Annotated in this window: 12 protein-coding genes; 5 read left to right on the top strand and 7 right to left on the bottom strand. The window is 64.3% G+C overall.

Annotated features, from left to right (window positions below):
- Positions 1-5 precede the first annotated feature (5 nt).
- Positions 6-1637 carry an acyl-CoA carboxylase subunit beta gene (locus tag EV688_RS04385; protein WP_117317381.1) on the bottom strand — a complete coding sequence of 544 codons (1632 nt, stop codon included), beginning with the start codon at positions 1635-1637 and terminating at the stop codon, positions 6-8.
- A complete protein-coding gene (locus EV688_RS04380) occupies positions 1634-3487 on the bottom strand; it encodes an acyclic terpene utilization AtuA family protein (RefSeq protein ID WP_117317382.1) in 1854 nt (617 codons plus the stop codon). The genes EV688_RS04385 and EV688_RS04380 overlap by 4 nt, the downstream gene beginning before the upstream one ends.
- Positions 3488-3659: 172 nt before the next feature.
- Between EV688_RS04380 and EV688_RS04375 the strand changes: the two genes are divergently transcribed.
- The gene (locus tag EV688_RS04375; protein ID WP_117317384.1) at positions 3660-4424 is read left to right on the top strand and encodes a TetR/AcrR family transcriptional regulator; all 765 of its coding nucleotides are present in this window, start codon (positions 3660-3662) and stop codon (positions 4422-4424) included.
- Here the strand turns inward: EV688_RS04375 and EV688_RS04370 are convergent.
- On the bottom strand, positions 4421-6004 hold the full coding sequence (locus EV688_RS04370; RefSeq protein ID WP_117317386.1) for a wax ester/triacylglycerol synthase family O-acyltransferase: 1584 nt from the start codon (positions 6002-6004) through the stop codon (positions 4421-4423). The genes EV688_RS04375 and EV688_RS04370 overlap by 4 nt on opposite strands.
- Before the next feature lie 14 nt (positions 6005-6018).
- Positions 6019-8316: a glycerol-3-phosphate 1-O-acyltransferase gene (locus EV688_RS04365; protein WP_117317388.1), complete on the bottom strand. Its 2298-nt coding sequence runs from the start codon at positions 8314-8316 to the stop codon at positions 6019-6021.
- Positions 8317-8454: 138 nt separating this feature from the next.
- On the opposite strand from EV688_RS04365, the gene EV688_RS04360 reads away from it, so the two are divergent.
- On the top strand, positions 8455-9000 hold the full coding sequence (locus EV688_RS04360; protein WP_117317390.1) for a retropepsin-like aspartic protease family protein: 546 nt from the start codon (positions 8455-8457) through the stop codon (positions 8998-9000).
- A gap of 16 nt (positions 9001-9016) precedes the next feature.
- Here the strand turns inward: EV688_RS04360 and EV688_RS04355 are convergent, their stop codons facing one another.
- Positions 9017-9337: a DUF6482 family protein gene (locus EV688_RS04355; RefSeq protein WP_117317392.1), complete on the bottom strand. Its 321-nt coding sequence runs from the start codon at positions 9335-9337 to the stop codon at positions 9017-9019.
- Positions 9338-9470: 133 nt separating this feature from the next.
- Here EV688_RS04355 and EV688_RS04350 point away from each other — a divergent pair, with 133 nt between their 5' ends.
- The 3 genes from EV688_RS04350 (at position 9471) to EV688_RS04340 (ending at position 13844) form a co-directional block, all read left to right on the top strand.
- Entirely contained in the window at positions 9471-10406 is a 936-nt protein-coding gene (locus EV688_RS04350) for a GIY-YIG nuclease family protein (protein WP_117317394.1), read from the top strand.
- A complete protein-coding gene (locus tag EV688_RS04345) occupies positions 10403-11875 on the top strand; it encodes an FAD-binding domain-containing protein (protein WP_117317396.1) in 1473 nt (490 codons plus the stop codon). Before EV688_RS04350 ends, EV688_RS04345 begins: the two co-directional genes overlap by 4 nt.
- Before the next feature lie 97 nt (positions 11876-11972).
- The gene (locus EV688_RS04340) at positions 11973-13844 is read left to right on the top strand and encodes an AsmA family protein (protein WP_162883889.1); all 1872 of its coding nucleotides are present in this window, start codon (positions 11973-11975) and stop codon (positions 13842-13844) included.
- 57 nt (positions 13845-13901) lie between these two features.
- On the opposite strand, the gene EV688_RS04335 is transcribed toward EV688_RS04340, so the two are convergent.
- Both EV688_RS04335 and EV688_RS04330 read right to left on the bottom strand, forming a co-directional pair.
- Positions 13902-14291: a glycine zipper domain-containing protein gene (locus EV688_RS04335; RefSeq protein WP_240624338.1), complete on the bottom strand. Its 390-nt coding sequence runs from the start codon at positions 14289-14291 to the stop codon at positions 13902-13904.
- Between the two features lie 4 nt (positions 14292-14295).
- Entirely contained in the window at positions 14296-15333 is a 1038-nt protein-coding gene (locus EV688_RS04330) for a GGDEF domain-containing protein (protein ID WP_117317400.1), read from the bottom strand.
- Positions 15334-15360: the final 27 nt, after the last annotated feature.

The raw sequence follows: 15360 nt of genomic DNA, 5'->3' as shown, positions 1-15360 counted from the left end.
GCCTCCTACAGGCGCGCGACGCCAAAGGTGTTGGGATTCAGCGTGCGCGCACGCGCCTCGCGACAGGTCTGCAGGGCCATGCCGAGCACCCGACGCGAATCCCGCGGATCGATCAGCCCATCATCCAGCAGGCGACCCGAGGTATAGAACGCGCTGGACTGCCGGTCGTAGAGATCGATCACGCGGGCCTCCTGGGCCGCGACCCGCGCCTCGTCAACTTCGACCCCCTTGCGCGCGGCACCGGCGCGCAGCACCTCGGACATGGTGCGCGCCGCCTGCTCACCGCCCATGACGCCGCTCTGGGTGCCTGGCCAGCTGAACAGGAAGTCGGGGTCATAGCCCTGACCGCACATGCCGTAGTTGCCGGCACCGAAGCTGGCACCGATCATCAGCGTGATGCGTGGCACCCGGGCATTGGTCACCGCCTGGATCATCTTGCTGCCGTGCTTGATCATCCCTGCCTGCTCATAGGTCGTACCTACCATGTAGCCGGTAATGTTCTGCAGGAACACCAGCGGGATGCCCGACTGGTCGCACAGCTGGATGAACTGGGCTGCCTTGGTCGCCCCCGCCGGATCTATCGGCCCATTATTGGCGATGACGCCGACCGCGATACCGTAGATCGCCGCCTGCAGGCACAGCGTGGTGACGCCGTGCGCCGGCTTGAATTCGAGAAAGTCGGAGCCATCCACCAGCCTGGCCACCACCTCACGGGCCTCACAGGGCTGGCGATAGTCCACCGACACGATGCCCGGCAGCTCGTCGGGACTGTAGCGAGGCTCGGCAAAGCCAGTCCTCTCCGGCAGCGCGAGCGCTCGATTCCAGTCGAGGCGCGCGACCACGTCGCGGCACAGCGCCAGGGCCTGCGCGTCGCTGTCAGCCAGGTAATCCACCAGACCGGTGGTGCCGGCGTGCATCGCTGCCCCGCCGAGCGACTCGTCATCGGCAATTTCGCCGGTCGCTGCCTTGAGCAGCGCCGGACCGGCGAGATAGGCCCTGCCGTTATCACGGACGCCGATCACGTAATCACTCAGGCCGGGCATGTAGGCGCCGCCCGCGGCAGACGCGCCGTGCAGTACCGTGAGCACAGGAATTCCGGCAGCCGACAGCCTTGCCAGTCGGGCAAATACCCCGCCGCCGCGCACCCACATTTCCACGCGATACTCCAGCAGGTTGGCGCCGGCGCTCTCCACCAGATGCAGGAAAGGCAGCTTCTGGGCCAGCGCAATATCCATGACACGCAGCAGTTTGTCCGTGGAGGTGGTGGTCATGGCGCCGGCGTTGATGCCAGCGTCATCCACCACCACCATGCAGCGCGCACCGGCAACGACACCGATGCCGGCAATGTAGGACGCGCCGGGCACAGAGGTATCGGGATCGTCCGAGTCCACCAGGTAGCCGGCCATGTTGGCGATCTCCAGGAACGGGCTGCCGCGGTCGAGCAGGCGAGCCAGGCGCTCCCGGGGCAGCAGCTGTCCGCGTTTTTCGAAGCGCGGACGCGCGGCATTTGACAGCGCCGCGGCCCGGGCCAGGGCAGACTGCAGTTGCTCGATCAGTGCCTGCTGCGCGGCTTCATTGGCCGCAAAATCCGCCGACGGCTTACGCACGCTGGAGACAAATCCGTTGCCCAGTGTCATTGGCTGGCATCCTCTCTGTGGGTGACGGTCAGGCCGTACCGGGAAGCCAGCGACGCCGGCACCGGGACGGCTAGCGCCAGCAGCACCTGCGCGTAGGCCTTGCCCTGGGCATCGAGTCGCAGGCTGGCGATGCCGCCACCGCCGAGCACGTTGTGCAGAAGAAAATTGAGCGAGCTGGTGCCTGGCAGGTAGAAACGCTCCACCGGTCGCGCCTGCCCCGGCGCCAGGAAGTGCGCGAAGCACTCGGCCACAGCCGCCTCCGTCAGGGCTGCCGCGATGTAGGGTAGAAATTCCGGCTTGCGCGCGATAACGCCGATATTGGCCTTGTCACCCTTGTCGCCGCTGCGCGCCCAGGCCAGCGCCTCCAGCGAAACCCTGACCCCCGACTCGTCCGCCGCGGCAGGCAGGGGCAGCTGCGGAGCCGGTGGCAGGGCCGGCGGCGACACGGCGGGCGACGGCACCAGCTCATGCTCACCGTCGTCCATTGCCACCACGGACGGAACACCGGCTGCGGGCACGGTAAACGAAAACAGGCGAACCACCGGTGATGGTCTGGCCCGCGCTCCGGCAAAGCTGCACAGCCCCGGCGGCGCCGCCAGCGCGTGACCGGTCATTTCCTTGAGAAACACGGCCACGCCCTCGGCAGTGGGATGCTTTACCGCAATTTTCACGTTGACCTCGCGCCGGGCTGACTGACGCGACAGCGGCGGAAACTGGGACTCGCCGCCGGGCAGCTCAATGCTGGTTTCGCTCAGCGGCGGCAGCCCGGCGGCCACCAGCGCCTGCTCGGTGCGCTTGAGTACGCCCCGCGCAAAGGCTCTCGCCTTGCCCTCCGCATTGCGCCCGACCAGCGTCCACAGGTGCCCGGCACGAAAGCCGTCGGCCCAGGTGGCACACACCTTGAGAGTTTCGGGCCGCCCGGCGCCACGGGCACCACTCACCCGCACCCGATCCTCGCCGACCTCGGCAAACTGCACCTCGCTGAAATCGCAGATAACGTCGGGCAGGATGTAGCGGCGCGGATCGCCGATCTCGTACAGCATCTGCTCCGCCACCGTGCCTACCGTCACCCGACCACCGGTGTCCGCTGGCCGGGTCACGACGAAATCACCGTCGGCTGCGATCTCCGCCAGCGGGTAGCCCGCAGCCCAGAGGCCCTCCGCCACAGCTTCCCAGTCGGTAAAATTGCCGCCCGTGGCCTGCGTGCCGCACTCCAGAAGATGCCCCGCAAGACTGCCCTGGGCGAGCCGGTCCAGGTCGTCCAGTGACCAGCGGAAATAGTGGAGACAGGCGCCAAGAGTCACGGCGCTGTCCACGCAGCGTCCGGTAATGACGATATCGGCACCGCGATCCAGCGCGGCAGCGATCCCGCTGGCGCCGAGGTAGGCATTCACGCTGGACACACGCTCAGGCGGCGGAAAACCCTCGCCGGTGAACATCTCCCGCACAGGCGCCTGACCGGCGTGCCCGGCAAACTCCGCCGTTCGCATAGCGAGATCGTCGCCTTTCACCACCGCCACTCTGAGAGCGAGCCCCTGTTCCCGCAGCAGGTCCCGCAGCGCCTGCGCGCAGGCATCCGGATTGACGCCGCCCGCGTTACTGATCACGCGAACGCCCTTCTGCGCAATGTGCTGCAGATTCGGCGCCATGGCGGAAGTGACGAAATCCGTTGCGTAACCGGCTTGCGGATCGGCGGCCCGGGCGCGGGCGAGAATCGACAGCGTTATCTCGGCCAGGTAATCATAGACCAGAAAATCCAGGCTCTCGTGAGCCAGCAACTGCGCGGTGGCTCCCGGTGCGTCTCCCCAGTAGCCGGAGGCGCCGCCAATGGTAAGAACCGATCCCGTCACCCGATAACCCCTGTTTGCTGTTCGCTTCACCCCAGATTATGCGTTGCTCGATTTTTATCAAGCACGACTTGATCACAAAGCACACCGCCATGGCCAGCATTCGCCGGCAGTTTACCCGCGGCCCTGCGCAGGCTATGTTGCCTCTTTATTTCGACGCATCGGGAACTGCCCCATGGCCGGCACAGCAAAAACCTCTACCCGTGAGCGCCTCGAGCGGCGTGAGCAGGACATACTGAGGGCCGCTACCGAGCTGTTTGCCAGCGCAGGGTTTCACAGCACGTCCACACGCCGCATCGCCGCGCAGGCAGGCGTTTCCGAGGGCACGGTATTTCACTATTTCGGCAGCAAGCATGAGCTGATGCTGGCGATACTCGACCGCTTCTACACACAGACACTGTGCAAGGGGGCAGAGGCCATCCTCGACGCCGAGATGGACACGCGGCAACGGCTGCAGGACCTGGCAATCCACCATGTGCGGTCTCTGGCGGCAGACCAGGCGCTGATGATGCGACTGCTGCAGGTGTATATCGGCATCGACATAGAGCAGCTCGACCCCGCCGCTCAGTCGCCCGTGCGAACCCTCAATCGCCGGTATGTCGCTTATCTCGATCGCATGCTTCGCGAGGGCATTGAACGCGGGGAAATCGGCGCCGGTACCGATCTTATCGCTTTCCGGGACCTGTTTTTCGGCGGTCTGGAATACGGCATGCGCACCTACCTGTATCGGCACAAGGGCTCGGCAGGAAGCGGTCTGGCCGCCCATGTCAAAGCGCTGGTGGACCCGCTGTGGGTGAGCCTGTCAACGGGCGCATCGTGCGCCGGATCACCAGCAGCAGGTGACAGCCCCGGGCGACTCGATGCGGTGGCGACGCGCCTGGAGGCTGCCGCGCAGCAGCTGGAACAAATGGTGACCGTGTCCCGGCGAGACGTTGATTAATCGGGCTGGCCGTCGGGGCTGACGCGTTTGCGGGTCGCCCGCCGGCGCGCCGGAGTGGTCTTGCGGGCACGGGCAGGCGTCTTCCTGCGCTTCGCCGGCGTTTTTACCCGCCGGGCCGCGGTCGTCCGCTTGCCGCTTTCCGGGGCAGTCTGCAGCGCCTCGCGCATGGCATCCAGCGCCTCGTCGAAGCAGACCATCAGCACATCGATATCCGGGGCAATTTCGCGGGTCGAAATGACGTTGAAACTCACCCGCCCGTTGTAGCTGGGGGTGGCGATAAACAGGCCCATGCCGTCCGCCAGCGGCGCCAGCCCGAAATTCCGCACGGCACAGGCACCGTTCATATACAGCGGTATCTGCGGACCCGGCACGTTGGAGATAAACACGTTGCAAAGGCGCGCTGCGAGGCCGGTCTGCAGCACCAGGCGGCTGGCCAGCACCTGCGTGGCGGCGGGCACATGCTGGGTCAGATCTGTCATCAGTCGTGCGGGGATGCCAGCGCGGGCTTCCTTGCTGCGCCGGGTAGACTGTGAAATCCGCCGCAGCCGCTCCACGGTGTCGGCCTCGTTTGTAAAGATGGGCGCGGTCATGGCCGATATCCGGTTGCCGGCAGCGCCACCGTCGGCATCAGCCCCGGCACGGGCGCGCGCATTGATGGGCACCCAGGCCACCAGGGAGTCTTCCGGCAGCTCATCGTGCCGCTGCAGATAGCGCCGTAGAGCATCGCTGCACACGGCGAGGATAACGTCGTTCACCGTCGCACCGGGCACGAGGACGCGCGCGGCCTGGAGGTCGGCAAGCGGTACAACCCGGGCGTCAAATACCTTGTGTGGTGATACTGCAACGTTGAAGCGCGTATGCGGCACCGGGTAACGGGGCCGCGGCGAACTGCCTTCTTTCCCTCTGGCCGCTTCCCGCGCCGTTTCCAGAAGGCCGGGCACCGTGCGCAGGAGGGCGTTGCCCAGGCGCAGCGGCGAACGCAGGTTGTTGAGCAGCGCACGCCGCGCCAGCGTCCCGAAAGCTGGCATCGGGTCACTGCCCGGCTCGACAGGCTGCAGGGGAATCGCCGGAGTGCCCTGCGGGTCGATATCCGACAGACTGGCAAAGAAGCGCGTGAGTGACGCGCCGTCACCCGCGGCATGGTGGATCTTGGTGGCAATGGCGTAGCAACCGGCGGGCAGCCCGTCGACGTGGTCCAGCCCCTCGACCACGTACATCTCCCAGGGGGGGCGACGCATGTCCAGGGAACGGGAATGATAGCGTGCCATGTGTATGCAGAACTGCCGCCAGTCGCCGGGTTCGGGCAGGCGACCGTGTGTGACGTGATACTCGAGGTCGAAGAACTCATCCTCGATCCAGTAGGGATAATCCAGCTCCAGCGGCAGACGCAGCAGGCGCCGCGTCAGCAGTGGATTGGCGGCAAGACGCCGCTCCACGTGGGCCAGAATATCCTTGAAACGCACGACGCCACCGCCCGGCACCGTGTGCGGATCGTAGACGGAAATGGAGGTGACGTGGGCAAGATTATGCGCCGTCTCCATATAGAGAAACTGTGCATCCTGCGAACTCAGCTGGTGCATGGGACATCCATCGGTCAGGGCAGGGCCTGGGCGCGAATCCGCTCCACGCGACGCTGGAGGGTGCGGAATTCCTGTGCCAGCTCCAGCCGCCGCGCTGCAAGATCAGCCTCTCCGCTGCCGGTCAGGTTGAAATTCGCCATCAGTTTGTAGCCGTTCTGGAACAGCAGCTTGCCGATGGACGCTTCGGAACTGATACGTCGCTGCAGGTAAGCCTGCTTGCCATAGGCCAGGGATTGCGCGATAGCGTCCTTCTCGTCGAGCGCCGCGCCCGCTTCCTGCCGCGCGAGCACATCCGCCACGATGCGATAGGCCTCGATGTAGGGCAGCATGACGCTGTGGGCCACCAATGGCACAAACTGACCCAGCACCACCGCCGCACCGCCCTTCTCATCCAGTGCCGTTTCCCAGTCCTCGCGATACTGGTTCAGCTCCTGGCGGATCTGCAGCCGGAATTCGTCCCGCGGCGCATAGAAAAACTCGAACTTGAACAGGTCGCGCAGGCGCTCGGCCTCGACCCAGAACGCCTCACTGCCCTCCAGCTTGCGAAACGCCATACGCATGAGCGCGAGCTCGGCGATCGACTTGATCACGAAGAAGTGCGCGATGGTGTTGCGGTAGTAGCCAGCAACGCCGTGGTTGTCAGCGGCAATGGCGTACACCCGCTCCGGACCGTCGTCATAGCGGGTGAGCAGGCCGTTGAGAACCATCTTGTCCGTCAACGCATCCATCTGTGCGTCGTCTTCGGTGAGCGCATGTCTCGTGATGCGAATACGACGCGCCTGAGCCCATTGCGTGAGCGCCTGCAGTTCCGCGCGCAGCTCGTCGGCGGTCAGCGCCCTGGGTGCCGAACCCAGCAAGACCATGCTGAGCAGGGAAGGCAGGGTGATGGGGGTCACCCGATTGACCTCCAGCCCCACCCGGAACGCCACTCGCTGCAGCTCACGCTCGTCTGCCACATCCGGGACCTCCGGCAGAATCACAGGCTCGCCGAAATCGAAGTAGATCTGCCCCATGGGCTGGCGCAGCCCGCGCAGGTAGCCGATAAACCAGCGCAGGCTCTCGGGCTGCTTGGTCGCACCGGCCTGTTCCACCGCGTAGTCGCGCACATCGCCAATAAGGTCATAGTTGATGGCAATCGGGATGATGTGCAGGTTGCGGGCATCCGTGGCGTGAGCCGATTCCATCACATATTTCAGCAGACCGTAGCGTGGCGGCATGAGCTTGCCGACGCGCGAACGCGTGCCCTCGAATGCCCAGCTCAGCGGGAAGCGCTTTTCCATGAGGTAGCCGATGTAGTGCCGCAGGACGAGCTTGTACAGCGGATCGTCGCGGAAGCTGCGGCGAATGAAGATGGCGCCGGCCCGGCGCGCGAGAAAGCCAAGTCCGGCAAACGCCATGTTCACACCGCCGAGAATATGCGGGTTGGGAAAATCGTTGTCGAACAGCATGGAATTCACGGCAAAGGCGTCGACATGGGTCTTGTGGGTCCACAGCAGGGCCGCCGGGTATTCCCGTGTCAGCTGGCGGATGCGCTCAAGACCCTCGCGATCGATGACGACATTGGAATCGTAACCCAGCGACATGATGAGATGATTGAGCTGCGCCATGACGTCCAGCCAGAACGGCGCCGGCCGGGCGATGAGTTCGCGCATGATGCCCTCGGCTTCGTGGCGCAGCTGCGGAACGCTCTTGCCGGTTTCGGCATTCAGCGCATTCAGCGCTTCCTTGAACCGCGCGCTGTTGAGGATATTCACGGCAACCCGGCGGGGCACCTTGTAGCGGCTGCCCTGCAGCCTGCGCTCGGCGATATCCAGCGCCAGCCCGGCCTGGGCGGCGATAAAATCTGCCAGACGCATGGGATCCGTTTCGCTTCCGGAGCGCTGCCGGAGCCTCTCTCGCAGCGCACCCAGCGTCGCCGGCTCGCCGGCAATGCACTCGGCGCGCTCCGGGTTCTGTGCCAGCATGCGCCTCGCCCGCCACGGACCGGGTCGACGCGGGTTACCGAACAGCAGGTCCCGGGCTCGGGGCCGGATGCTTTTTTCGTCCAGAGAACAATGCCACACCACTCGTATGGGCAGCACACAGGTGTCATCACCCGACTCCAGCGCCGCCAGCAACGGTGTGGCGTCCAGCTTTTCGGGGGTCCGCGCAATCGGAATCACGATGCGCACGGCGTCGCACTCGTCGAGCCCCTCGGAGGACAGGCAGTCCTGCAGCCAGTCCTCCAGCAGGCGCTGCTCTACTGCATGTGCCGCATCGATAATGATAATGCCAGGCCCCTTGCCGAGTGCCTGCCAGGGCTTGTTGCTCATCTTGTTATTTGACTCCCGCTGCCCGCTGCTACGATGGTATCACGAGAGACGGGCCTGTCATGCTGACGCGTCGTGGCGCGAACAGGGGGTTTTTGATTACCCTTACCGATCGACTGTACCGTCTTGAAGGAGGCGCGGATGGACGATCCGATCAGGGAACAGAAGCGCCTCGGGCTTGGCATGCAGGTGATGGCGTGGCTGGTTGTGCTGGCGCTGCTGACCTACTATTTCACTGGCGTGATTGAGCAGCGCCACAATCCCAATACCTCGGTGGCGACTGATATCACCCAGGATGGGGTACGCGAGGTGGAACTGGAGCGCAATCGTCAGGGCCACTACGTCGCCAGCGGCGAGATCAACGGCAAGCCCGTGGTATTTCTGCTGGATACGGGCGCCACAGGTATCGCTATCCCGGCGGACATCGCTGCGGAGCTGGAGATCCCGCGCGGCCGACCGTTCACAACACGCACCGCCAATGGCAACACCACCAGCTATGCCACACGACTGGCCAGCGTCAGCATCGGCAATATCGAGCTGACCAACGTCGAGGCCGGCATTACGCCGGGGCTGCAGATGCGCGAGATTCTGCTCGGCATGTCCTTCCTGCGGCATATCGAGTTCACCCAGCGCGGCAGCACACTGACCCTGCGCCAGTATCCGCAGGGCGCTCCGGCCGGCGCATGACCCGGATCCGGCAGTGTCAATGCTGCCAGTCCGGCAGGGGTTGGGCGGCTGTCGTCATCGGGATTTCCAGCGTGTTGTCGGCTGCCTGCCAGCGGTGTCCGATCATCTCGTCATAGGCACTGCGCTGCCGCAGAACACAGGCATCCACGCTCATCCCGGCGAAGTGCCGCTTCATCCCCGTCAGGTTGCGCTCCCGAAGCGGCTTGCCGGCGTCATCCACCACCAGATGCACCTCGTCATCGACCGTCGCCTCGGCGATATACAGGCTCAGGTCGACAGACTCGATCACCAGCTTCTGTACGTGGCGGGCACCCAGTTCACGGAGGGTGATTTTCATGGCGCGATCTCCTGATGACTTCACCCACATTATGCCGCAGGGTCAGGGAAGTGCTTCCCGGGACGCCGAGAAGACGGCGACACAACCTGGACGCCGCTGCCAACAAGCCCAGCTATCCTTCATCATCCCAAACATGCGTCCCAGACTGGAAACCGCCAGCCTGACACGGCTGGGAAAACCCATCGACCGGCTGCCGGATTGCGCCGGGATCTACCGCTTTCTGGGCGAGAATGATCAGCTCCTGTACGTCGGGAAAAGTATTGAACTGCGAACCCGGATACTCTCGCACTACACCGCAGCGCGGCAGCCGGGACGACAGCAGCGTATGATGCATGCGGTCGTGCGCGTGGATTGCGAGCCCTGCACCGGGGAATTCGGCGCCCTGCTGCGGGAAAATGCAGCGATCAAACGGGAAATCCCCCTGTACAACCGCCGGCAGCGACGTCGACGCCATCTCTGGACGCTGGCTCTGGTCGCAGGCCGCCACGGTTTTCTGCAGGCACAGCCGCGGCAGCTGGTGGAACGGCATGCGCTTGCAACTGACAGCTACGGCCTCTACCACAGCGCATCCCACGGTGAGGACACCCTGCGACAGCTGGCCCGCGATCGCGGCCTGTGCCTGCAGGTGCTGGGCCTCGAGCATGGCCGCGGACCCTGCTTTGCCTACCAGCTGCAGCGCTGCCTCGGCGCCTGTGCCGGCAGGGAAAGCGCGACGGAGCACGACGGCCGCCTGCGCAACGCACTGCTCGACCAGCGCATACTCGCCTGGCCCTTCCCCTCGGCCGTGCTCATGTGCGAAAGGGCAGCACGCAGCCAGCCGGGTCAGCCAGAAGAGGATTGGCATGTAGTGGATCAGTGGCGCTATATCGGCAGCTTTGCACAGCATCAACGCGCCGCAGCGGCCGCCCTGGCGCCGCCCGCCACGGATACCGACGACAGCCTGATTTTCGACCGCGATGCCTACGTCATCCTGCTGCGCGCACTGCGCAGCGACCGTGTCGACATTCATGGCGCGGACTCCCTGAAGCCACTGGAGAATCCGTTGCGGGGGGACCGCAGCGCAGCATGAGCATCAATGTTGTCTGGTTCAAGCGCGACCTGCGTCTGCAGGACCATGCGCCCCTGAACGCTGCCATCGACGACGGCAGGCCTCTGCTGTTGCTGTATTGCATGGAACCCGCGCTGCTTGCCGACCCGCATTACCGGACGCGCCACTGGCGTTTTATCTGGCAATCTTTGCAGGATATGCAGGCAACCCTGCGCCGCTACAATACCCGCCTCCTGATCACTCGCGGCGACGTGCTGCAGGTGCTCTTGACGCTGCACAGGGAGTTCGGCCTGCACTCCCTGTACTCCCATGAGGAAACGGGTCTGGCAGTGACCTACGAGCGTGACCGTGAGATTGCCGACTGGTGCAGCAGGGCGAACATCCCCTGGCACGAGTTCCCCTGCAATGGCGTGACTCGCGGCCGCCGCGACCGTCGCGGCTGGAATCGCGCCTGGGAGGCCACTATGTCTGCGCCGCTGGCTCAGCCATCGCTGGCGGCGGCCAGATGGGTCTGCGCCACCCGCGTCAGCGGGGTGACGCCCTTGTCGGCCGGAGAAATACCCACTCAGTGGCGGGATGATTCCGGGTTCCAGCGCGGCGGCGAGACGTCTGCCCGGGCGACGCTTGCCGACTTTCTCGGGCAACGCGGCGCACGCTACGCCGCCGACATCTCAAAACCGCAGGCCAGTCGCGAGAGCTGTTCGCGCCTGTCGCCCTATATTGCCTGGGGCAACCTCAGCGTCAGACAGGTCTACCAGGCCCTGAGGCAGCGACAGCGTCAGCCGGGATGGACACGCGCCCTGGCAGCCTTCGAGTCCCGCCTGCACTGGCACTGCCATTTCATACAGAAATTCGAGATGGAGTGCCGCATGCAATTCGAGGACATCAACCGCGGCTACCTTGCCCACCCCCGGGGCCACTCGGACGCCCTCATCACGGCGTGGCGCGACGGCATGACCGGCCTGCCCCTGATCGATGCCAGCATGCGCTGCCTGCGAGCCACCGGTTATATCAACTTTCGCTCCCGGGCCATGCTGGTGAGCTTCCTCTGCCACCACCTCTGGCAGGACTGGCGTGCGGGCGCTGCCTGGCTCGGTTCGCTGTTCCTCGATTTCGAACCCGGCATTCATTATCCGCAGATGCAGATGCAGGCCGGCGTCACCGGCATCAATACCATCCGTATCTACAACCCCCTGAAGCAGTCCCGGGATCACGACCCCGACGGCACCTTTATCCGTCAATGGGTGCCGGAACTCGCGGCCCTGCCGGACCCGCTGATTCACACGCCCTGGGAGCTGACACCCATGGAGCGGCTTATGTACGGCGGGGAACTGGACCGCTACCCGGAGCCGCTGGTGGACATTTCGGAAAGCTATCGATGCGCCCGCGATCGCCTGTGGGCACTGAAGTCAGACGCGCTGGTCGCACGGGAGCGAGAGCGGATTCTCTCGCGCCACGTCGAGCGTCGCGTGATTGACGCGGACGCCTGAGGACAAGGGCAGCGCCCTACTGTCAATGCGGCCCACGTTCCCGCGACAGAGGTTTTGCTCTAGGATGGTGCTACACATTCCGTTTCAGGTGCCATACATGGGACGTATTCTTCTTTATATTATTGCTATCCCCGTCTTGCTGGTGGTGCTGGCAGCATTACTGATACCGCTGCTGGTCAACGAGGAAAAGCTGATCAGCATCGCCGCCAGCCAGCTACAGGACAAGACCGGAGCGGAACTCACGGTGTCGGGACCCGTGTCGCTGTCGCTATTCCCCCGACTGGGGCTGGAGATGGCCGATGTTCGTATCGACGCTCCCGATAGCCGGGCGAGCCTGCAGGCGGGCGAGCTTGGCACCGGGCTGGCCGTCATGCCGCTGTTGCGTGGCAGCGTGGAGATAGACTCGGTGAACCTGCGCGACCTCACTATTACCACCGTAGCGCAAGCCGGGGCCGCAGCCGCCGGGATGTCGACTGCCGACCTGTCGGATGCCGAGCTCGACGCGCTTTACGCGAAGCGTCGCAGCGCGCGGGAAACAGGCAAGTCGGGCGCCGGCGCTGGTGCAGCGCTGGCACTGCCGCTGGCGCTGAACGTCGCGCGTCTGTCGATCGAGAATGCGCGGTTGCTGACCGTCGACGAAGACGGCAGCACACTCTCCACGGTGATACTCGAGAACCTTTCCGCCAGTGATCTCAATACTGCCGGGCGACCTGTGCCCATGACGGCGCTGGTGCGGCTGCCGGGCGCCGACAGCGGAGAGGACCTGGTCATGGATATCAACGGGGAATTCCGCCCCAACCTTGAGGCCGGCAGCGTCAGCGTGACACGCCTGGATATCGACACCACCGGGCTGACCCAACGACCGCTCAATGCTCATATCGAGGGCAGTGTGGACATCAACGCACAGGTAGCGGACCTGACCCTGGCTTTCACCGTGGACCAGATGCTGGGCAATGGCTCGCTGCGTTATGCCGCGTTCGAGAGCCCCCAGATAGATGCCGAACTCAGCGTCAACGAATTCAACCCGGCGCTGCTGGCCCTGGCCGGCCCGGACGCCGCGGCGCAGGCCGAGCCCTCTGCCGAGGCAGGTCCGATCACCCTGCCGTATGACGCCCTTCGCAGCATCGACACTGCCGCACGCCTGAGCCTGGATCGAGTGGTTATCGATCAACACGTTCTGAGTAACGTCACGGCGAGCCTGCGTGCGAAGGATGGCAAGCTGACACTGAAACCGGTAAAGGGCAAACTGCACGACGGCGACATAGACTTCAGCGCCGAGCTCAATGCGCGCTACAACCCCGCCACCCTGAGAACGCAGGGCAGCGTGGAAAACCTGGATATCGCCAGCGCAGTGCGCGCGTTGCGCACCCCGGTTGCGGCGAGCGGCCGTGCGGGACTCGACTGGGAGATCTCCGCCACCGGGGATTCGACCGATGCCCTGGTCGCCTCACTCACCGGCCCGATCCGCCTGCGGACCGATAGCGTTACCGTGGCGGGCGTCAATGCGCAGCGTCAGTTCTGCCAGGCCGTTGCGCTGGTGAACCAGGAGTCCCTGACAGCAACCTTCCAGCCAGACACCGTGTTCTCGGAACTCGAGGCCGACATCAATCTTGCCGATGGTCAGGCGCGGCTGGACCCCCTGTCCGCCTCGCTCCCGGCGCTGGGCCTGACCGGCAACGGCACGCTCGACCTCACGGCAAAGGATTTCAGCGCCAGCATTCGCGCGACTATCCGCGATACCGTGGGACTCGACCCCGCCTGCCGGGTGAATGAGCGGCTGGCGGACCTGCGCTGGCCGGTGGAGTGCGAGGGCAACCTCGCGGATGAGCCGGGGTCCTGGTGCCGGGTCGATACCCGCGAAATCCTGAAGGACCTGGCGGAGGGGGAAGTTCGTCGGACGGTAGAGAAAGAGGCCGGCAAGTTACTGCAGAAGATGCTCGGCGGCGACTCGAAAAGAGACAAGCAATAGTCTGGCCCGACTCGCGCTACCCGACGGAGGTCGGAAACGCCGCAGTCAGGGCGGCTATCAGTTCAGAACGCGGTAGCCGCGCCCTCTCAGACAGCGCTTGATGACCTGCATTTCCTCGCGCTCGCCTGCCGACATGCCGCGAGCGCCACCGGAAACCGCACCCACGCCGGCACCGCGGACGGCGCTGTCGGTGCTGTCGCCCACGATGGCGCCGATGGCCCCACCCACCGCGGCGCCGGAGCCGGCGCCGCGCGCAACCATTTCACCCTTGCGCACCTCTCGCGCATACTCCTTGCACTCCGCCAGATCCTGGCGGTAGCGGTTCATGTCAACACCTTTCTGGTCGATGATGACATTCCTGGTGGTGGTGCATCCCGTCACTAGCATGCAGACGCAGAGCAGGACGAGTGCTCCCGGAGACTGTGCGGAGGGCTGCAGTATCTTCACGCGACTATCCCTCCTCTATCCGATTGCGCCCAAGCTGCTTGGCCCTGTACAGGGCTGAATCGGCGCGACTGATAAAGCTGTCCACAGAGTCGTCGTCGCGCTTTTCCGTCAGGCCGATCGACACGGTGATTTCACCCAGCGACTGATCGTCGGATTTGCGCTTGAGGCGGACCTTTTCCATTTCGCATCGAATGTTTTCCGAAATGTCCCATGCCGTCCTCTTGTCTGTGTCGGGCATGACGATGACCAGCTCTTCACCGCCATAGCGCGCAACGTGATGATGGTCAGCGACATGTTTCTTTACCAGGGACGCCACGTATTTTATGACGCTGTCCCCCATGGGATGCCCCCAGGTATCGTTGACCTGCTTGAAAAAATCGATATCGAGGATTGCCAGCGTCACAGCCCCCCCTCCCTCGTGATCGATAATGTCGTCCATTACGTCCTGGAAAGCGTGGCGGTTGAGCAGACCGGTGAGGCCATCTGTTGTGGCGACTTTACGCACGCTGATCAGCTCGCCTCGGAGCTCTTCCATTTCCGCATTTGCGCGGGTCAGTTCGGCCTGCATCGCCTGGGTCGTCGCGGCGAGTGCGCGGGTCTCACGGATGATGTCGAGGATGATTGCCTGGTGATTGGCAACGTCGGAGGTGTTCTCGAGAAGCGTGGTTTTCTGTTCAAAGCCATCGCCGGCCTGCTCTGCCTGGCTGAAGGTCCTGTCAACCGCATCCGAGGCACGATTGAGGACCTGATGAATCTTTTCCTGGATGGTTTCAAACGACTCCAGCGAAGCACTGCAGACAAAAGAGGCGTAGAGCTCCTGGCTCTCCTTCATCTCCAGTGTCTTCTTCTCGGCCAGCAGGGCATCAATGGCCTTTTTTAATTCCGGGTTCTGGTCGGCGACGTAGTCGTAAAGCAGCGCATAATTGATGGGGTTGGCAGCGATCCTGTGCTGCGTGAACAACGGCAGAATTTTCTCGCGATAGGCGTCGTTCAGTGACAGCGAAAAGTCGTAGACGGGAAGAACTGACTTGCTCTGTGGCATTGTTGGGCCCGCGTCAGGAGGTAGCGT

This window comes from Chromatocurvus halotolerans (assembly GCF_004340525.1).
GTDB classification, from domain to species: Bacteria; Pseudomonadota; Gammaproteobacteria; order Pseudomonadales; family Halieaceae; genus Chromatocurvus; species Chromatocurvus halotolerans.
This window is presented reverse-complemented; position numbering and strand designations above follow the sequence as displayed.